Origin of the sequence: Schaalia odontolytica (assembly GCF_009730335.1) — a bacterium.
GTDB classification, from domain to species: Bacteria; Actinomycetota; Actinomycetes; order Actinomycetales; family Actinomycetaceae; genus Pauljensenia; species Pauljensenia dentiphila.
Map to the genome: position 1 here is coordinate 2,370,656 of NZ_CP046315.1, position 21,253 is coordinate 2,391,908.

Annotated in this window: 9 protein-coding genes; all 9 read right to left on the minus strand. The window is 66.1% G+C overall.

The window, feature by feature from the left end; translation table 11 throughout:
- Positions 1-797: 797 nt before the first annotated feature.
- The 9 genes from ppdK to FOC40_RS10335 all read right to left on the minus strand — a co-directional run bounded on the left by ppdK (position 798) and on the right by FOC40_RS10335 (position 21,073).
- On the minus strand, positions 798-3,515 hold the full coding sequence (gene ppdK, locus FOC40_RS10295; RefSeq protein ID WP_004565474.1) for a pyruvate, phosphate dikinase: 2,718 nt from the start codon (positions 3,513-3,515) through the stop codon (positions 798-800).
- 232 nt (positions 3,516-3,747) lie between these two features.
- A complete protein-coding gene (locus tag FOC40_RS10300) occupies positions 3,748-5,073 on the minus strand; it encodes an FHA domain-containing protein (RefSeq protein WP_004565473.1) in 1,326 nt (441 codons plus the stop codon).
- A complete protein-coding gene (locus FOC40_RS10305) occupies positions 5,073-5,945 on the minus strand; it encodes a PP2C family protein-serine/threonine phosphatase (protein ID WP_004565472.1) in 873 nt (290 codons plus the stop codon). The genes FOC40_RS10300 and FOC40_RS10305 overlap by 1 nt, the downstream gene beginning before the upstream one ends.
- A gap of 136 nt (positions 5,946-6,081) precedes the next feature.
- Entirely contained in the window at positions 6,082-7,593 is a 1,512-nt protein-coding gene (locus tag FOC40_RS10310) for a serine/threonine-protein kinase (protein ID WP_004565470.1), read from the minus strand.
- A 17-nt stretch (positions 7,594-7,610) separates the two neighbouring features.
- Positions 7,611-10,286 (minus strand): transglutaminase domain-containing protein, encoded by a 2,676-nt coding sequence (locus tag FOC40_RS10315; protein ID WP_231126021.1) that lies wholly within the window; start codon positions 10,284-10,286, stop codon positions 7,611-7,613.
- Complete coding sequence (locus tag FOC40_RS10320) at positions 10,283-11,509, minus strand: DUF58 domain-containing protein (protein ID WP_004565468.1); 1,227 nt, start codon at positions 11,507-11,509, stop codon at positions 10,283-10,285. Before FOC40_RS10320 ends, FOC40_RS10315 begins: the two co-directional genes overlap by 4 nt.
- A 20-nt stretch (positions 11,510-11,529) precedes the next feature.
- Positions 11,530-12,495: an AAA family ATPase gene (locus tag FOC40_RS10325; protein ID WP_004565467.1), complete on the minus strand. Its 966-nt coding sequence runs from the start codon at positions 12,493-12,495 to the stop codon at positions 11,530-11,532.
- A gap of 77 nt (positions 12,496-12,572) precedes the next feature.
- Positions 12,573-18,356, minus strand: a complete 5,784-nt coding sequence (locus FOC40_RS10330) for an Ig-like domain-containing protein (protein ID WP_004565466.1) — start codon at positions 18,354-18,356, stop codon at positions 12,573-12,575.
- A 248-nt stretch (positions 18,357-18,604) separates the two neighbouring features.
- Positions 18,605-21,073 carry an ATP-dependent Clp protease ATP-binding subunit gene (locus FOC40_RS10335; RefSeq protein ID WP_039929647.1) on the minus strand — a complete coding sequence of 823 codons (2,469 nt, stop codon included), beginning with the start codon at positions 21,071-21,073 and terminating at the stop codon, positions 18,605-18,607.
- Positions 21,074-21,253: the final 180 nt, after the last annotated feature.

Genomic DNA, 21,253 nt, shown 5'->3' on the forward strand with positions numbered 1-21,253 from the left:
CGCGAGGCCGTGACCGGTTACCCGGCCACGGCCTCGTCGCTACGCTCGGCGAGCGGCACCCGCGAGGGCACCGCACAACCGTCCGCACCCTGAGCGCAGCCACCGTCGACAAGCCAAAACCCGTGACACCTCTGCTCCGGCCCTACGCCTGCGCACGTTAACCCGATGGGCGGCGGCCTGGGCCCTTTGATGCGCACGTGAACCCGATGACCTGCATCTGGGCCCTTTAGCTCGCACGTTAACCCGATGACCTGCACGTCGGCAGCCACGCCCACATGCATGTCTAGGGGTTAACGTGCGCATCAAAGGGTCAACACGCATGTTCAGGGGTTCGCGTGCAAACAACACACCACGCAAGACACCGTTACGCCCAAAACGCAGACCACCTCACCCACAACGGCCCATTTTCAGCCTATTTCGCCGAGGTGGTCTGCACTTTGGGCACCATACTGCCTCAAGCCGCGGCCTCACCGCCACCAAACGGGGGAAATGGCGTCATTAGAACCTCGACACGCCGGCGACATGCCCCCAGCCAGCTCCTAATGCTGCAAAACCCCCACCGCCACCGGCATGAAGGGTGCCGGAGAGACCGGAGGGCACGGGCGGGCTTCGAGGCGCGGCGCCGAACGAAGCGAGGCCGTCCAGCCTCGCGGGCGGCCGAGCCCTCCGGCACCCGGAACACCAGCGGAATCACAACCCCACCCACAACGGAACGAGGCCGCGACCGGTTACCCGGCCACGGCCTCGTCGCTACGCTCTGCGAGCGGCACCCGCGACGGCACCGCCCGCCTCACGCATCAGGCGGTCATGTCCACGTGATCCTCGACTGCGGCGCGGCCAGCCTCGAGGCGGGCGACGGGGACGCGGAACGGGGAGCAGGACACGTAGTCGACGCCCACGTTGTGGAAGAAGTGGATCGAGGCCGGGTCGCCACCGTGCTCGCCACACACACCGAGCTTGATGTTCGGCTTGGTGGAGCGGGCGCGGCGCACGCCCTCCGAGACCAGGGTGCCCACGCCGTGGACGTCGATGGACTCGAAGGGGGAGACGCCGAAGATGCCGGCCTCGATGTACTGCGGGAAGAACACGCCCTCAACGTCGTCGCGCGAGAAGCCCCACACGGTCTGCGTCAGGTCGTTGGTGCCGAAGGAGAAGAAGTCGGCTTCCTCGGCGAGGTCCTCGGCCGTCATGGCGGCGCGCGGCAGCTCGATCATGGCGCCGATGGAGACACCGGACAGGTCCACGCCGCGGGCAGCGGCGACGGAGGCGATGATGCCTTCGCCTTCCTCGCGCACGAGCTGGAGCTCACGCACGGAGCCGACGAGCGGAACCATGATCTCGGGACGCGGGTTGAGGCCGCGGGCCACGAGGTCGGCGGCCGCCTCGCACAGGGCGCGCATCTGCAGGGCGAACAGGCCGGGCAGGTAGATGCCCAGGCGCACGCCGCGCAGGCCCAGCATGGGGTTCTGCTCGTGCATGCGACGGACCTCGACGAGCATGGCCTCGTCGGCGGGGTCGAGGGTGCCGGTGGCCTTGCCGACGGCGACCTTCGTCTCCAGCTCGATGAGGGCGGGCATGAACTCGTGGAGCGGCGGGTCGATGAGGCGCACGGTCATGGCCTTGCCGTCCATGACCTCGAGCATCTCGAGGAAGTCCTGCTTCTGGAGCTTCTCGAGCTCGTTGAACGCGGCCTGGCGCTCGTCGGACTCGGGAGCGGAGAGGATGGCACGCTCAACGAGCGGGCGGCGCTCACCCAGGAACATGTGCTCGGTGCGGCACAGGCCGATGCCCTCGGCGCCGAAGGCGATGGCGCGCTTGGAGTCGAGGGGAGTGTCGGCGTTGGCGCGCACGCGCAGGCGGCGGACCTTGTCGGCGTGGGCGAGGAGCTTGTCGACGGCCTCGACGAGCTCGCGGGTGCCCTGGTCCTCGCCGGCGGCGGCAATGCCGGCCTCGAGGCCGTCAGCCAGGTAGGTGGTGACGGGCGAGTCGGCGACGGGGACCTCGCCGCGGAAGATCTCACCGGTCTGGCCGTCGATGGCGATGGTGTCCTCGGAGGTGAGGACCAGGTCGCCGATGGTAACGGTGCCGGCAGCTTCGTCGATGACGAGGGATTCGGCGCCACACACGCAGGTCTTGCCCATGCCTCGGGCGACGACGGCGGCGTGCGAGGTCTTGCCACCGCGGGCGGTCAAGACGCCTTCGGCGGCGACCATGCCGGGCAGGTCATCGGGGTTGGTCTCGCGACGCACGAGGACGGTCTTGATGCCCTTCTCGGCGGCCTCGACGGCCTGGGCGTTGTTGAAGGCGATCTTGCCGACGGCGGCGCCCGGGGAGGCGGCCATGCCGCGAGCGATGAGCTCCTTCTCGGCCTTGGCGTCGAACTGCGGGAACATCAGCTGGGTGAGCTGGTCGCCGGTGACGCGGCCCAGGGCCTCGTCGCGGGTGATGAGCTTTTCGCCCAGGAGCTGGGTGGCGATACGGAACGCGGCGGCGGCGGTGCGCTTGCCGACGCGGGTCTGGAGCATCCACAGCTTGCCGCGCTCGACGGTGAACTCGATGTCACACATGTCGCGGTAGTGGGTCTCCAGCTTGCGCATGATGGCGCGCAGCTCGTCGTAGACGGGCTTGTTGATTTCCTTGAGGGCGGACAGGGGCAGGGTGTTGCGGATGCCCGCAACGACGTCCTCGCCCTGCGCGTTCTCGAGGTAGTCGCCGTAGACGCCGGAGTGGCCGGAGGAGGGGTCGCGGGTGAAGCAGACGCCGGTGCCGGAGTTGTCGCCCATGTTGCCGAACACCATGGTGCAGATGTTGACGGCGGTGCCCAGGTCGTGGGGGATGCGCTCACGGCGGCGGTAGATGCGGGCGCGCTCGGTGTTCCAGGAGCGGAACACGGCCTCGATGCCCATGTCCATCTGGGTGCGCGGGTCCTGCGGGAAGTCCTTGCCGGTCTGTTCCTTGACGATGCCCTTGAAGGTGTCGACGAGGCCCTTGAGGTCCTCGGCGGTCAGCTCGGTGTCGCCCTTCACGCCACGCTCGGCCTTGAGGGCGTCGAGGGCGCCGGAGAAGAGGTCGCCGTCGATGTCAAGGACGGTCTTGCCGAACATCTGGATGAGGCGGCGGTAGGAGTCCCACGCGAAGCGCTCGTTACCGCTAACGGCAGCGAGGCCGAGAACGGACTCATCGTTGAGGCCGATGTTCAGGACGGTTTCCATCATGCCGGGCATGGAGAACTTGGCGCCGCTTCGCACGGAGACGAGGAGCGGGTCGGAGGGATCGCCGAGGTGGCGGCCCATCTGGTCTTCGACGCCGCGCAGGGCGGTGGTGACCTCGGTGGCAAGCGACTCGGGAACCGTCGACTCCTTGAGGTATGCGCGGCACGCCTCGGTGGTGATCGTGAAGCCGGGGGGAACGGGCAGACCGAGCTTCGTCATCTCGGCGAGGTTGGCTCCCTTTCCTCCGAGGAGGTCCTTCATGGACTTGTCGCCCTCGGAGAAGTCGTATACGTACTTGACCATCGTGGTCCTCAACTTCCTTGTTTGCGATGACCGACCCACCAGCGGGTCGCTACCAGGGGTAAGGATACACGCTTCAAGGGACCTAGGTCACCTCAAGGCGCGCGCGAGCATGATTGTTCTTACATAGACGAGGCCGGGACAGTCGACCGCTCCCCTCTCCCCCGTGAACAACGCAGACAAACACAGGTGGGGCGAGCCCGAAGGCCCGCCCCACTTGCAGCGTTTGAGTCAATCAGCGCACGCGGAACTCGATGGTGGTTCCCTCGCCCACGTCGATGAGGTCGCCGTCGTTCAGGGCGATCGTCACCATGGGGGTGACGTCCTGGAACGAGCCGTCGGCGTGGCGCAGGACGGTGCCATTCGCGCTGCCCAGGTCCATGAGGGCCCAGGAGCCGGGGGTCGTCATCATGACGGCGCAGTGTGAGCGGGAGATCTCGGTCTGCGGGCTGGGCACGCGCAGGACGGTCGCGACGGGGCGGCCGGTCAGCGCACGGGCGTCGGGGTCGCGGCCGATGACGACGTCACGGGAAACCTCGACGGGCACGGTGCCGCCGTGAATCAGGAATGCGACGGGCGCGGCGGGGCCCGAGTTCGTGGGAGACAGGCGCAGGATCGTCGCCTCGGTATCGGTCTCAGCACCCAGGTCAGCCAGGCCCTCGGCGCTCATGGCCTCAGGGACGGCGGGAGACTCGACGACCTCCCCAGAGGCCGGCTCAGACGAGGCCGGGGCACCCGACTCGCCGAAACCGCCCGCACGCTCGGCGGACTCAGCGGTGTCGACCGGCGGTTCCTCGGCATCAGCAACGATGTAGAGCTCGCCCGAGGGCTGCTCAGCATCCTTCGCAGGCGCCTCCTCGTGCGAAGCTTCCTCGACCTGCTCATCCGAGACCTCGGGAGCCGCGGGAGCTTTCTCGTCGTCAGGGTTGCGCGAAGAGGGGCACAGCGACACCGGGCCATTGCTGGTCGCGGCGAGGAACTGGGCCTCAACAGCCGCCAGATCGACGGAAGCCGAGTGCACGGAAGGCTCCGGCAGCTCCTCGCGAGCCTCGCGGCGGGCACGGCGCTCGCGGTCCGGAATATCGGGATTGATCAGAAAGCCCATCGTGTCGACAGGCATCGAGGCAAGGGCCTCGACCTCGTCGAGTGCGCGTCCGATACGGATCTCGCCAGCTTCGACGCGATCGGCGGCGGGCACCATCCACGTGACCTCGTCGCCGTCGACGATGGTGGCCTCGAAGGTCTGCCACTCACCGGGGTTAAATGGCCACGCCCAGATCGGGTCGGTCCACACCTGCTCGGTGATCTGGCCGGCGGCACGCATGCGCAGCTGAATATTGCCCAGCACAGTCAGGTACGGCTGCTCGCCCGCGCAGTCCAGCAGCAGGACGTCACCCTTTTCAGCCTGGACGTGGGACAGCCACGCCTGGGTGTCGGCGCGTCCCCACACCACATCGGCGGCGGAATCCGCAAAGTCGAGCGGAGCCAGCGCCGCACCGAGGGGACCCGTGACGAGCATCGCGCCCTGCCCGCGACACAGGAAGCGTCCAATCTGAAGCATCAGTTACCGCCTTCTCTACGAGGAACCCGGCGAGCGGTCTCAATCGACGCCGGACGTACTGGTTGAATCATCCGATTCATGACATTCGTTGTCAATGTTACTCGCGATTTGGTTCCTGCGTAAACTACAACCGCGGTCGCATTGTCCCGAGTCCCCGCCTCCAGCGACGCTCGAACAAGTCTGTCGGCCGTGCCCTGCGGACCATCGCCGTCCGCAACAACCTCATGAATCCGCGAATCACTCAGGACACCGTGCACGCCATCCGTGCAAATCACGGCCCGATCTCCATCTTCCAACGGCATGATTGTATAGTCCGCTTTCACACTTCCGACCTGGCCTGCACCGAGTGCCTTTGTCACGACGTTTGCGGGAGGGATCACACGAGGAGCCCCGGAGGTAGCCGCAAGATCACGCGCCTCCTGCAGCGCCGAGTGGTCGTGGGTGAGCTGCCGAATGCCCCCACCACCCACAACATAGGCACGGGAGTCACCCACGTTAAATGACAGCCAGTACGGCCCTTCGGCGGTACGCAGCACCATGAGGCCCGACAGCGTCGTGCCGGGCGCACTCATCGGATTATCGACCGACGCCAACGAGGCGACCGCCGTGGCCGCTGCGTCGATCGCAACGGACAGATCCACCAGGTCAACGGAACGATTCCCAAGGCGCTGAGGACTCAGGAACTCCCGCAGCGTAATGACAGCCTTCGACGAGGCCTGGGCACCACCCAGGTGCCCACCCATCCCATCTGCGACAGCGAAGACGGGGGGAACCGCCAGCCAGGAATCCTCGTTCTCAGAGCGGACCGGACCGATGTCGGTCGACGCGCCCCATCGAACTGCGGACCATTCCGCATGTTCTTCTAGAGACATGTGCCTTCATCCTTTAGCTGCGTTGAGCGCGAGAGACTACGCGCGATACTGACTATTTTACACCCGGCGTGACCAGCGTCTCGATCGACGAAACTGGACTGCAAGTAAGAATAACGAACCGACGAAATGATCTGCGTCATGGAACCTCCACGCAGACACGCACCGGGTCTGACATGCGCCCGGAAGAACGCGACACCGTCGTGATCTCGATGCAGTTCTCGCCACTGGCCCCATCGACCGTCACACTCGTCGATTCCACGCGACCACGCGATTTACCGGCCGCCCCCGAGCCCTCGTAAGCGTACACGATGTCCGAGGGAGCGGGACCCTCGGGCGCGGTCCACGTCCAGGCCACCGTACCGTCGGAATACTCGCCGGCCAGATTCGACACCTTCGGGGGTGCCACGCCCAACGCGTCACCCGGGGCCGCCGAGGTACTCGTCTTCTCCGGATCGGGAGCGATCCGCGTAAACGACCCCTGTCCACGGAGTATCCCCGCCACCAGCCCGGCCGCGATCAGCGCGGCCAGCAGCGCCAGCAGCACGCCCGCCAGCGGCGAGATAGTCTTCTTAGCCTCCAAGGATCCCTCGACGACACGACGAGCCGAGACCTCGTCCACATCCCCAGAACGATCGCTCTTCCACGAGTCCGCCACTGCCTCGACGCCGCCGGAACCAGCCCCTCCCTCGAATGAGTAGGTGGCAGAGCGCAGCCGCGTCGCATCCGGGTCGATGACCGGCGCGCCACGCAGCCGCGTCTTCTGATCGCCAGCGACGGTGACGGAGGCTTTAGAGCGCTTCTCCTTGATCTCCATCTCCGTGCGCGGGTAGCCAATCTCTTCCTGAACCCGTTGAAGACCCTCGCCAAACTCCTTGGCCGAAGGCGTGCGCTCCGCCGGGTCCACCGCCATCGCCGCACGCAACACACGCTCCAACTCACAGGGAGCATCCGCTCGCCCCAGGCCACGCATGCGTCCGCGCTGCACGCGGTTGGCGATCGACGCCGCCGAATTGTCACCGATTGGGTCCTCGAAGGGGCTACGCCCCGTCACAAAAGTCCACGTCGTTGACGCCAGAGCCCACACGTCCTGCAGCGGCGAGGCGGGTGCGGTCACGTCCTGCTGCTCCGGGGGTGCCCACAGGACCGAGAAACCATCGAAGGCACCAACCTCCAACGCTCCGACCTTCGACGCGACTCCAAAGTCGGCCAGGACCGGCTTGCCGTAGGCATCCATCATGATGTTCGAGGGCTTGATGTCGCGGTGCACGTAGCCCTGCCAGTGGAAAGTCTCGACGACGCCGCAAATCTTGATCATCGTATCCAGGGCGTCCTCAAGCGACATCGGTCGCGCGCGAACCTGGGTGAGGAGGTCGGCAACCGGGCAGTACTCCATGACGAGATACGCCCGCCCGTCTGCGGTCGTTCCCACCCCGTGTAGCTCCACGACGGAGGGGTGCCCCGACAGGAGAGTCATCGCATCGGCTTCACGATGCAGTTCCTTCGTGCCCCGCGCATCGCCCTGAGCACGCACGACCTTGATAGCCACATCGCGACTCGGTAGCTCCTGACGGTACAGGAACACGTCGGCGAAACCACCTTGCCCCAGAGGACGGACCCACCGGAATCCGGGAATATCCGGCCCCCTCATGCCTGCGACAGCTGGACTCACTGATCGTTCTCCTCTCGCATCGTGCGCCCGACCAGGGGAGTATCCCTGCGTAGCTTGCGGCGCATGCGCAGACTGCGCAGGGAGAAAGCCCGGCGCACGCGCGCGAGGAAGCCCGCACGCTTGGACACCTGGTCGCGCAGGTCCCTCACCTGTGCCCACGCGGCGCGTGCACTGTCGCGCGAAAAACCATTAGAAGCAAAGTTAGCGACGTCTGCGAAGCGCGCGATGACGACGGGAGCGGGAACGTCACCTCCGAAGCGGCTCCAGCCATCAATCACGTAGCGCCCCTTGTCGGCGACGCCTGCACTATCCGAGGAGGAGGTCGCCCCGTCCTCGCCAAGGTTCACCTCGTCCGTCACCAGCGCAAAGGGATCACCCGGGTCTTGCCCCAGTTCCCACTCGGAGGAAAGAGCCCACGCGGTCTCCTGACGAGTGCGTCCCAGATCGATACGCAGGCCATAGTCGGCAGCCAGGTCCACGACCTCGTCCCACGAACCCACCAGCGCCTCGCCGGGGGAGGCCCTGCGGCGACGCCTGCGCCGGCCCGCCTTGAACACCAGGATCGCCAGGGGTGGCATAGCGAGGAGGATGACAGCGCCCGAGCCTGCGGCGATGAGACCCCAGGGAAGGCCCGCCTCGGGCGGCTTGAGGGGGTCGGCGTTCTGGTCTCGTGTGGGCGGAGGCATCTCAGCCGGGGGCTCGGGAGGCTCCGGCGGCTGCAGGACCTGCGGGCGCGGGACGGAACGAGGCTTGGGCACCTGAGTCTGCGGCACATGATCGCGCGGCGGAGTCGGGTCGAACACGCCCCAGACACCGCCCGAGAACTCGACCTCGACCCACGCGCGAATGTCGGATCCACGCAGGGTCGCGGCACCTCCCTGGGAGCCGCCCTCGGGGTAGGCTCCCATGACGACGCGCGCGTTGATCCCCAGCTGGTGCAGCATGAGAGCCATGAGCGCGGTGTACTGCTGGTCGTCGCCGATCAGGTTCTCGTCGGAGGCCAGCATGCGCTCCAGCCGATCGCTGCGCACGCCCGGCCGCGAAAAACGAGTGTTCTCGTTGAGGTAATAGCCGTTGGTGGACAAGTAGTGTTCGATGGCTCGCGCCGCCGCGAGCGGCGTCGACGCGTTCTGCGTGAGCTCGGCGGCCCTATCAGCGAGGCCGTCGGGAACATTCTTGTCCTCCAGGGTTACCGACACCGCCACGAGGTTAGCCAGTTCTTCGTCGCGCACGGGCGCGACGAAATCCGTGGTCACGTTGTAGCTCATCGAACCGACGGGGCCGGTGGTCAGAGCCGCATTCGCCCACGTATCGACATGGAGGCCCTTCTTCTGCCGGGCTGCCTGCCCGCCAGTGAAAGCGATCTGCGAGGGAGTTCCCAGGACGGGAACCCACGGGCCTGACAGTCCTGTGGTCGTGAGCGTCACCACTGAGGTGCCCTGCGCGCGACCGGGGATGGTCGTATGAACCGGGATGTAACCCGTATGTCCGTCGTCTCTCTTCCGGGACATGCCGAAGGTCGTACCGTCGTAGACGTCCATCGCGGCGATTCGCACACGCTGGTTCTCAGGTAGATCGGAGACGGTCAGCAGCGTCTCGTCCTTGAGATCCGTCGTGTAGTGACGGAAGGAAGACATCGGGGAAGGGAACGCCTGAACGTCAATGGGCGGCTGAATCAGGTCGCGCCCAACAAGGCGCCCGCGGGAGGACCCCAGGACCGTCGCAGCCGGCATCGCCACGCCGACGGAGACCGCGAGAACGACGATGGCACCAAGCGCTCGCCTCCCCACGTAGACGGTCGAGCGAGAACGACGCCCAACCGTCGCCTCGCCGCCAGGCGAACTTGCTCGTCCCACGAGCACATCCTGCCCCAGGGTGATTCTCTGGTACTGTGCGGCGCTCGCCCACCAGGCGACCACAAGCGCCCACCAGACCAGGACCAGCGACAGAGGAAGAGGATAGCGAGCGAGCCCAAAAAACACGGCGATAACCGCCATCGCCACGACGGGGATGGACCCCGGGACGGCCCGTCCGGCACGCGCCGTGATCAGGCCCGCCAGGACCGCCAGGACCAGGCCGCACATCCACGGCACCAGCGCCGGTCCGGAGTAGACCGACACCGGGGGCGTGAGCGTCAACAGGTCCTTCCAGGCACGGAACGATCCGAGCACCATGACCTGCAGGGTCTGCCCCGTGGGTAGGAAGCCGTACAGCGCCTCTGAGCGCAGCGCGGCACCGCTGCCGACCAGGAAGTAGGTCACCACAACACTTAAGACCGTCGTGAGTGCATCCCACCGCCAGTAGGTAGAGGCCGCGGCGATCGCCAGGCCGCAGGCCACTCCTGCTCCGGCAGCGATCGCACCAACTCCGCCACCGAAGACCGGTTCAAAGGCCGCGACAGGCCCCACGAAGAGGAAGGCAAGAACCAGGAGGGACCATATCGGCAAGCTCGACCGGTACGTCGCGAAACGCTGTGTGACGGTCAGGAGACGCGAACGCGTCGTCTTGGGACGAGGCCCCTGCGGCCCCACGTTGGGACGGTCGCCGTCGCGGGAAGAGGCAGAAGGAACGGAGGACGCTCGCACCTCGGTTGCAACGGGGGACGTCGGTCTCGTCTGAGCCTGCGATTCAACCCTTTGTGCGCGAGGCTTGGTATCAACGCTGGTGGTCATGCAAGCCCTCCGGCAACGATAATGCGCGGCAGGTCCTCAAGGCGCGAGCAGTCGAGGAGCACCCCTCGACCGAGGTCTCGCCTGGTTCGTCCCTCAGCCCCACCGATTCGGATGATGGAAACAGGGACGTCAATGGGAGCCAGCCGCGCCAGGTGCGCGGCGTCGACATCGCTCACCTTCGGGCCGACCACGAGGGTGAGGGCCGAGATTCCGGGACGCTCAGCCACTGCCTCGCGCACGCGCAGGGCCAGGTCCCCTCCGGAACCCGCCTTGATCTCGGAAAGGGTGTCCAGAAGGCGCATGGCGCTACCCGACGGCAGCCAAGCCTCCGTCGTCGTGACGGACACGGGACGAGACTCTCGCAAACTGGCCAAACCAAGCGATGCCGCGACGGAGACCGCCGTCTCGAAGGAGTCGTGATCCCAGACGTCGCGGGAAGTGTCCAGGACAATAACGTGGTGGGAGCGGTGCGTTTCCTCGTACTGGCGCACGATGAGCTTGCCTAAGCGGGCGGTCGACTGCCAGTGGACGGCGCGCCGATCGTCTCCGGGTTCGTAGTCGCGCAGCGCATGAAAGGACACATCGGAACTGGAGAGCCTGCCCGTGGACACACCCTCGACATCCAGTTGGAAACCGGTGGCGTCGAAGGGAACGCGCACGGTTTTCGGGTGCACGTGAAGGATGACGGGCTCGTCCCACACGCGCACGCGGCGCAGCAGTCCGAGCGCGTCAGAGCGCACCGAACGCGCCGGACCCACGTTGATGAGGCCGCGGTGACGCGAGGAGATAAGGAACATTTCGTCCCACGACCGTCGCGCACCCAGCGGGGGCACGACGAATTCGCCGGTGCCCGAGCCGATCGGTAGCTCGATGATGCCCGATCGCACGGGCCGGTTACGTTCGTTGCGCACCGTGATCTCCCCGACGGCAGTCTGGCCTGCGACGATGCGCTCGTTGGGGACGCGGATCGACACGAGGTGCGGGGGCTTCCATGCGACGCGGGTGGCCGCCAGCACGAGTGCGACGGCGCCCGCGAGCGCGCACGCCAACGCCTCGACCCACTGGAATACGGCGGCGACCGTAACACCGGCGACGATGAGCACGATGACGGCCCAGCCGATCGGCGTGACGGCTCCCGCGAGCGCCGCGAGGGGCCGCGGACGGCCGGTCTGCTCCCTGCGGTGCCCGACCCCGTCTGCGCTATCCGAACGCTTCCCTTCCATCACTTCTACCGAGAGGCTCCTTACGCGCCGACAGCGGGTGCGGGGACCGAGGTGAGGGCGCGCTGGATGACGCCCTCGGAGGTGGCACCGGAGAAGGCGGCGTCGGGGTCGACGACAATGCGGTGGGCCCACAAGGGGACGGCGAGCGCCTTGACGTCGTCGGGCAGGACAAAGTTGCGACCCTGGGCGGCGGCCCACACGCGGGTGCATCGGACCATGCCGATCGCACCGCGCGTCGAGACTCCCAGCATGGAAGACTCGTCCTCTCGCGTGGCTTCCGCGAGGGCGGCCACGTAGTCCAGGACGGCGCGGTCCGTGTGATTATCCGCTGCGAGAGCAGACCATGCGACGATGTCCTGGCCGGACACCATGGGTTGGAGGTTCTTGGATCGGTCGGGCGAGGCCGAGCCGTCAAGGACGTCGATCATGGCGCTACGCGAGGGGTAGCCGATTGACGTCTTCATGAGGAAGCGGTCCAGCTGGGCTTCGGGCAGGGGGTATGTTCCGGCCTGCTCGACGGGGTTCTGGGTCGCGATAACCATGAAGGGCTGGGGCGCGGGACGACGCACACCGTCGACCGTGACCTGCGCTTCCTCCATGACCTCCAGGAGGGCCGACTGGGTTTTCGGCGAGGCGCGGTTGATCTCGTCCGCCAGAACGATCTCAGCGAAGACGGGGCCCGCGTGGAAGACCCACTCGCCGGTCTTCTGGTTGAACATGTTCACGCCCGTGATATCGGAGGGAAGCAGGTCGGGGGTGAACTGAATACGCGAATGCGTGCCATCGATGACGGCGCTGATGGCGCGGGCCAGTGCGGTCTTGCCGGTGCCCGGTGCGTCTTCGAGCAGCAGGTGTCCTCCGGCAAACATGGTCGTGAGCGCGAGGCGCACCGCCTGGCGCTTGTCCAAGACCGCCACGGAGACCCCGTTAACGAGGTTCTTGAACACCTGGGCGAAACGCGTCGCGTCCTCAATGGACAGTGACATGAGTATCCTTTTCTCTTCGGTCGTTGTGTTGGTTATGTGTCTTCCGGTTCCCGGGCTTTCTCGCTCGGATACCTGTCCTAGTGCATGTACTTGACGATCTCTTTGCCCGTCGACAGGCTGATGTAGAGGGCGACCTTGTAGCCGCCATCGTTTGGCAGTTCGGAGCCGAGGACCCGAAGGGCCGGGGTCTCAGTGGGCGATATGACGGCGTCGCTCTGCTTGTAGATCGTCTGGCCGGTCGCCGAATCGACGACCTTGAGCCGACAACCGTAGGTGCACAGGCCCTCGATCTCCTTGGAGCGGCGGATTCCCACCGCGAAACCGCCGTCTGGGTAGCCCACGAACTCCGCGTCGATCGGGATGTTCGCCCAGTCCTTGTCCGGGGCGGCGTGGTCGTTCCTCGGGGTGCCGGTGACCCTGATGGCGCTCGAGACCATGCCCGAGGTCGAGATCTGGCAGAAGTAGAAGTTCTGCGGAACCCCGTTCGCCTCATCTCCCCCGAACCACACGAAGTTCGTGCCCTGGACCCTGCGGTTTTTGTCGTTGGCGCGGGCCTTGGCGGAGCAGTCGGCGCCGCTCGTTCCCCAGAACACGGTGAGCTCGTTGGCGAGGTAGCCTCGCCCGGGCTTGACGTTGACGTTCGTGGCGTGGAGCTGGCCGGAGTTGCCCGTCGCCGTGATCGTCGGCGGGTCGATCTCGAAGGGCGGGGTGTTCGGGTTCGGCGGGATGCGCACGGTCTGGGGGGCCGACGTGGTGGCGTCACCTTCAAGGTTGCGCACGGTCACGGTCACGGTCGCTGTTGTCGCCGAATCCTCGAGGACCACCTTGAGTTTGCGCGTGTCCCCCGTGACATTCTGCGACTCGCCGTTAACGTTGATGGTTGTCTGGCCCCATCCGCTGCCGCCACTGTTGCCGACCGTCCACGAGACGAAGACTTTCGCCACGATCACGCCTTGTCCCTCCCAGCGTTCGGTGGTCACGGTGACCACCGGCTCGTCCGGGGCAACGTGTGAGGGATGAGGATGCCCGCTGGTGGGCGAGGACCACGGTCCGGCCTGACCCTCGCCGTTGACGGCCCGGACCCGAACGGCGTAGTCGTGCCCGTTGACCACGGAGAGCGTGGTCGACAGTCCATGCACGGTGATCGGTTCGTCGGTGTTGACCTGGACCTCGTAGTGGTCGATCTTCGACCCGCCGTCATTCTCCGGTGCCACCCACGAGACCTTCAACACCGAGTCACCGGCCTCCACCTTGGGCGCAACCATCTGGCTGGGCTTTCCGACCGTCGTAATCCTATTCGACGCCGCGGAGGGCTTGGAATCGCCCTCGCTGCTGGTGGCGACAACGGAGAAGGAGTAGCCGCGACCGGCGCTGAGCCCATCGACCGTACACGAGCCGGCGGTGCAGGTGGCCGACACCTGCTGGCCCGAGTCAGCGTCAAGGACCCGGTAGCCGGTGACGGTGGCGCCGTTGGTCGCGCCCGGGGTGAAGGTCAGGCGAGCGCCGCTCGTACCCCTGGCCTCGGCGTGCACTCCCGTGGGGCGATCCGGCGCGCCGACGACGGTGACGGTGATGGTGCCCTGCGTCGAGCGCGACGGGTCGCGCAGGTAGTCGTTGAGGCGGTAGGTGACCTTGATGGTTCCCACCGCGTCGGGGGTGATCGACACGACCGTCCCCTCGGCGTGCACCCGCCCGGCTCCCAGTCCCATGACCGCGCCCTCGAGCGTGAGCGGGGAATCGGGGAAGGGGTTGATGGCACGAGAGGCGACGTCCACCCTCACCGTTTCGCCGACCCGGGCCCGTTCCTGGTAGTCAGGCGCGCTGACGTGAGGCTTGGAGGAGGCCACGACCTCGACGGGGACGGAACCCGACACCGAGTTGCCGTCCGTGTCGGTCACGCTCACAGCGATGCTTCCGGCCGGGCCTCGGGCCGTGCCCTGGGCCGCGGTCACGGTGAGCGTCGAACCCGACACCGAGGCGCTGATGCCATCGGGGACGGTGCCCACCGAGTAGGTGAAGGTCGAGGGGTCGCCGCCCTCGGGATCGGTGACTCCGAGCGCCAGGTTCTGGGTGACGGCCTCGCCCCCGGCCTCGACGCGCACGCCGGTCGGGGTGAAGGTGGGCGGCTGGTTCTGGGTCGCGCGCACGCGAACGGGTACGGACAGGCTCGATGACAGAGCGCCCGCGTCATCCCCGTCGCTGACCTGAATGGTGAATGCCGTGTTTCCGGAGAAGCTCTCGGCCGCGCTGATCGTCAACTGCGTCGCACCCTCGGCGCTCACCGATGTCAGCCCCGCCTGGGCGGCCGGAGAGGACCCCTCCACCAGCTGCGCAGAACGCCCCGATCGCACGATGACGTAGTCGGCGAGGGAGATCGTGCGCTGGGATCCCGCGTCCACCTCGATCGGGAGGTTCGCGTTATTCAGGAAGGGCGCGGTGGCGTTGCGTCCGGGCACGGTGACGACGGCGGAGTTGGTCAGTCCGTCGCGGTCGGTGATCGTGTAGACGACGAGGCGCAGCTGATCGGAGACCGGGATGAGCAGGTCCTGGCCGCTCACGTTCACCCCGGACTCGCCGGTGGTGACCTTCAGCTCGTCCACCGACCCATCGGGGTCGTCGTCGTTGTCGACGACGCGCACGCGCACGGCCGACCCGTCCTCGGGCAGCTCCGTGTAGGCCACGTAGTCGTCGCGGGCGACGGGGGCCTTGAGGGGGACGTCCTCGGATACGTAGATGGTGGCCAAACCGGTGGCGGAGCCGCCTCGGCCGTCCGAGACCGTGTAGGCAACCGCGTAGCTGCCGGTTTCGGATGGGGTGCGCACCGAGATCGTGGTCGCGGAGCGGACCTGAGGATTGAGCGCGGGCGTGGCCGTCGTCAGGCCACCCTCATCCAGGGTGAGCGTGTCACCGTCGGGATCGACGTCATTGGACAGGACGTTGATGTTGAGGACGCGATCAGGGCGGGCCTGCACGGTGTCCGGGACGGCCACGGGGTTCTGGTTGGACGTGGGTGACGGGGAGATCGCGACGCGCACGCGGGCGGAGGCGCGCGCTCCCTTGCGGTCCTCGACCGTGTAGGTGAAGGTGTCGGTGCCGACCGCCCCGCGGTTGGGCGTGTAGTCGATCCAGGTGGCCGAGGCGGTGGCCACGCCCTGCGTCGGTGAAGAGTCCACGCCGACCAGCGTCACCGAGTCGCCGTCGGGATCGATGCCGCTCAGCGTAACGGGGATCGTCACGGCCTGACCGGCGCTCGTCCACGCGTTGAGGGTCCTCGGACGGGGGGCCTCGTTGCTGTCGGAATCCGGGATGACCTCGAAGGTGACCGTACTGGAAGCGCGGTTGCCGGCGGAGTCGATGACCGAGTAGGTAACTTCAAGGAGTCCGGGGCTGGTTCCGGCCGCAAGGCGCACCTGGTTTCCAGTCACGAAGGGCGTTCCGACCGCCGAGGCCTGGTCGTACTCGAGAGTCGACTCAACCTGGAGGTTCAGACCGGCCGGGGAGCGGTCGTTGGACAGAACCGAGACCGTTCCGACGTCGCCGACGCGCACCTTCGCCCGGTCGGGCCGCAGCACGGGTGCCATGTCGGAGCGATCCGAAGCGCCGGGAATCACGGTCACCTCGGCGGTGGCACTTCCCTGACCATTAGAGACCGTGTAGGAAAAGGTCACGGTCTTGTCGATGCCCGCATGGGCGGTGATCCGCAGGAGGTGGCGTTCGATGAGCGCAACCTCAATATCGGGCGCCTTCGTCGTATCCACCGAGGTCACTGAGAGCATGCCTCCGGCGGGGTCGTAATCGTTACCCAGGGGATTGATCAGGACAGATCCGCCCTGGGGTAGGACGGCGGTGTCGTTCTCTGCGATGGGACGCACCGAGGAGGAAGCCACAACCTCCACGCGGATGATACCCAGCGTCGTCGCGATCCCGTCAGAGACCGTGTAGGCGAAGGAGTAGGATCCGGGCTGCTGCGCCCGAAAGTCGATGGTTCCGCGGTCGAGGTCCGGGGTGAGAGTCGCACCCGACGGGGCTCCGGAGACGGCGGCGAGGGAGAGCGGGTCGCCGTTGGGGTCGGTGTCATTCTTGAGCGGGTCAAGGGTGACGATCTCGCCCGGCTGAGCCTGGAAAAGGTCGCCGTTGGCCGAAGGCGGGAGGTTGCCCGCCTCCTGGACGTTGACCACGAGCTCTCCGCGAGCCTCGGCACCCTGGTCGTCAGCCACCGTCAGGACGATGGTCTTGGGGCCAGCCGACGCCCCCTCCTCCGCGATGGTTACGGTGCCGTCTTCGACGAATGAGACGTTCAGGCCAGTCGGAGCCTGGACCTCCTTGAGGTAGATCGGGTCACCGTCGGGATCACGCCAGTCACTGAGGGCCTGGTACTGGATCTGCGCGCCCACCCCGATCTTGACGGAGGAAGAACGCACCTGAGTGGGGGCCTCGTTCTGGCCGTAGGGGTGGATCGTGACCTGAACGTGGGCGGAAGCGGAGGCCCGCCCATCCGAGGCATCGTAGGTAAAGGACGTGGATCCGCTCTGGTCTGCTGATACGTCCTCGATTTGCAGGGCGCGCCCGCTACGAGCCACGACCACAGAACCCCATCCCGGCTGCGTGGTCGGGGTGGCGGTGAGCACGTCTCCGTCCAGGTCGGAATCGTTGTCCAGGACGGGCAGAATGGTCGAGCGTCCCGGGCGGATACCAAACTCGTCGTCGACGGCCTCGGGCGGAGTATTTTCCTCGCGCTGCTGCGGGTCGGCCACCTCGTTGGTGAGCTCCGGGCTATCCTGCTCTTCTTCGCTCTCTTCGAGCTGATTCTCGACCTCATCCCAGTTGTCCATCAGGACCATGTTCGAGTCGGGCAACCACACGTTCCCCTCGGCGACGTCGTTGAGGACGATGGCCTTGCGATTGGTGCGGAAGACAACCTCACGGGCGGAGACGAGCGTATCGACGACCATCTGCTCGTTCGAGGTCGGATCCTTGCACGAGCGCACATACGCCCCCGATCCGCTCCACGCACCGTAGGCACATCCTTCATGCCGCACGGGCGCCGCCGGGATGCCGGTCGGGGCCCCCTCGGCGGCGGGCGTGATCACGGGTTGCCCACCCGTCAGTGGAATCGCTACAAGAGAGGTGGCGGTGGCCATCAGGACCGAGTCATCCTTCGGTCCGGCCTGCTGCAGGACGGCATCGGCCTCTATACCGGCCGCGCCGAGGTCGAGGGTCTTATTCCCGGGCAGAAAGAGGGTGTTAGAGGCAGAGTCAAGGGCGACAACCTGATCGCCGACGACCGTGATGGAAAGGCGGGCACCATCGGGAATCCCGGTGACCTGAGTGGTCTTCGCTTGATCGACTGACCCGCTGCGCTTGACGGTCGTGAGCGTTCCCGAGTTCGACAGGGAGTACACGGAGCCGTCCTCGCCGGTCACGAATGCGCTGACCCCCATGTTCGAGGCCAGAGCTGCAGAGTCGGCGAGATTGGAGGGGCTCGGAGACGCCGCAGACGTTGTCCACAGGGTGCCATCGGCAGCGTTGAGGACGCCGAGGACGTCACCCCCCTGCATCGCACTCGAGCCGGCGGGCAGCGCCGTCGGAGAGCCGAGGGCGACCTGGGTGACGTTGACGGGGGCAACGGTCAGTGAGCCGAGGTCGGAGACTGTCACCGTTTCGCCAGCCTGGCCGACGTCAAAGTTGGTAGCCTCGGTGCGCAGGGCACCGTCAAGAATGCGGGCTTCGTAGTCGAGGTGGCCGACCAACTGCTTGGACTTGTTAGTCACCCAGATACCGCCATCATTGACATTGACCTGAGTCACTTCGGCACCCTTATAGATGACGCCTGCGATGCAGAGCGCAGCAACGACGAGCATGAGAACAAACGCCGGCAGACGTCGCCTCACACCGGTTACGTTTCGTCGCTTTTGCGCGCGCATTGACCCTCTCCCGATTGCTGAGTAGTGCCCGCACAATAGTGTGGCACAACTTCAACCCAGCCTAATAGTTAATCAGAATCTATCAGAGGCAGGATTACTTAACAACTAGAGGGCGGCTCGCCGCAGAACGAAGGGCCGCCCTCTAGAAAAGGCACTTTGTCAGCTTCAAATAATTGGCGAGTAAATCACTCCCCGTTGAAGGTGAACGCGCGATCCTTTCCTTCTCCGGTGACGCCAACGGTGACAACCTGACCGGGTTGCAATTCTCCGAAGAGGATGCGCTCGGACAGTGCATCCTCGATCTCGCGCTGAATCGCGCGGCGCAGCGGACGCGCACCCAGGACCGGGTCGAAGCCCACGTCAGCAAGCAGCTCGCGCGCGTCGTCGGTCAACTGCAGGCGCATGTCCTGAGCCTCCATGCGCTTGGCCAGCTTGGCGATCATCAGATCCACGATGCGAGAGATCTCCGGCTTGGTCAGCGGCGGGAACACGATCGTATCATCGACACGGTTGAGGAACTCGGGACGGAAATGCTGCTTGAGCTCCTCCGCAACCTTCGACTTCATACGACCGTAGTCGTGCGTCGAATTGTCCGCGGTCTGGAAGCCCGTGAGGACACCCTTGTTGATGTCTCGGGTACCCAGGTTCGTCGTCATGATGATGACAGTGTTCTTGAAGTCCACCTTGCGACCCTGCGAGTCTGTCAGGCGGCCCTCTTCCAGGATCTGAAGCAGCGAGTTGAAGATGTCCGGGTGAGCCTTCTCGACCTCGTCGAAGAGGACAACCGAGAACGGCTTACGACGAACCTTCTCCGTGAGCTGGCCCCCCTCGTCATAGCCAACGTAGCCCGGAGGAGCACCGAAGAGGCGCGAGGCCGTATGCTTCTCGGAGAACTCCGACATATCCAGCTGGATCAGGGCGTCCTCGTCGCCGAAAAGGAACTCGGCAAGGGCCTTGGCCAGCTCAGTCTTACCAACGCCGGTCGGGCCGGCGAAGATAAACGAGCCGCCGGGACGGTTCGGATCCTTCAGACCCGAGCGCGTACGCCGGATCGACTGGGCAAGCGCCTTGACGGCCTCATCCTGGCCGATAACGCGCTTGTGCAGCTCGTCTTCCATCTTGAGTAGCTTCGCGGTTTCGGTCTGGGTGAGACGCACGACCGGGATACCGGTCGACATGGCCAGAACCTCGGCGATCTCCTGATCCCCGACCTCGGCGATCTCGTCGGATTCGCCGCCCTTCCAGGCCTCTTCCTTCGCCTTGCGCTCCTCGTTCAGCTTCGACTCCTCGTCGCGCAGCGACGCGGCCTTCTCGAAGTCCTGATCATCGATAGCCGCCTCCTTGTTCCGGCGCACCTCGGCGATCTTCTCATCGATCTCGCGCAGCTCTGGCGGGGCAGTCATGCGACGAATGCGCAGTCGCGCACCGGCCTCGTCGACCAGGTCGATAGCCTTATCCGGGAGGAAGCGATCTGAGATATAGCGATCCGCCAGCTCGGCGGCCGCCTGGATCGCGGCGTCCGTGATGATAACCCGGTGGTGAGCCTCGTAGCGGTCGCGCAGACCCTTCAGGATCTCGACCGTCTCATCGACGCTGGGCTCCTCGACCTTGACCGGCTGGAAGCGACGCTCAAGGGCAGCGTCTTTCTCGATGTACTTGCGGTACTCGTCGTTCGTGGTCGCACCGATCGTCTGGAGCTCGCCGCGGGCCAGCATGGGCTTGAGCATCTGGGCGGCGTCGATGGATCCCTCAGCGGCACCAGCACCCACGAGGGTGTGGATCTCGTCGATGAACAGGATGATGTCGCCGCGCGTGCGGATCTCCTTGAGGACCTTCTTCAGGCGCTCCTCGAAGTCGCCACGGTAGCGCGAGCCCGCCACCAGCGACCCCATGTCGAGGCTGTAGATCTGCTTGTCCTTGATCGTCTCGGGCACGTCGCCGTGCACGATCGCCTGGGCGAGGCCCTCGACGACCGCGGTCTTACCGACGCCGGGCTCACCGATCAGAACCGGGTTATTCTTCGTGCGGCGCGAGAGGACCTGCATGACGCGCTCCATCTCGACTCGGCGGCCGATGACGGGGTCCAGCTTGTTCTCGCGCGCGGCCTGCGTCAGATTGCGGCCGAACTGCTCGAGGATCGCGGAGTTGGAGCGCTCGGGACCACCCGAGCCACCCACGCCCGCGCCGACAGACTCGCGGCCCTCGTCGTCGCCGCGCTGGTAGCCACTGAGCATCTGGATGACGGTCTGACGCACCTGCGCCAGGTCCGCGCCCTGCTTGGTCAGGACCTGGGCGGCCACGCCCTCGCCCTCCTTGAGGAGGCCAAGCAGCAGGTGCTCCGTGCCGATGTAGTTGTGGCCCAGCTGCAGGGCCTCGCGCAGGCTCAGCTCGAAGACGCGCTTGGCGCGCGGGGTGAAGGGGATGTGGCCCTCGACCGGCTTCTCACCCTCGCCGATGATCTCAATGACCGAGGCACGGACGGCCTCGCCCTTGATCTCCATCGTCTCCAGTGCCTTGGCTGCGACGCCCTCACCCTCGGAGATCAGCCCGAGCAGCAGGTGCTCCGTGCCGATGTAGTTGTGCTTGAGACCGCGGGCCTCGTCCTGCGCGAGCACGACGACCCGGCGAGCGCGGTCGGTAAAGCGTTCGAACATGCCTCTCCTCATTTCACAGGACGGGCATTTCGCCGAGCTCGACGTACGCCCGTCCCAGTTGACTGGTTACAGCCTACGAAAAGCTCCCGCGCCGTGCGCGCGCTTTCGCCCTGGGCGCATGGGCGGCCCTCAATGTGTGCTCCCCGCTGCACAAATCGCGCCCAATTCGATGGTCCAAAA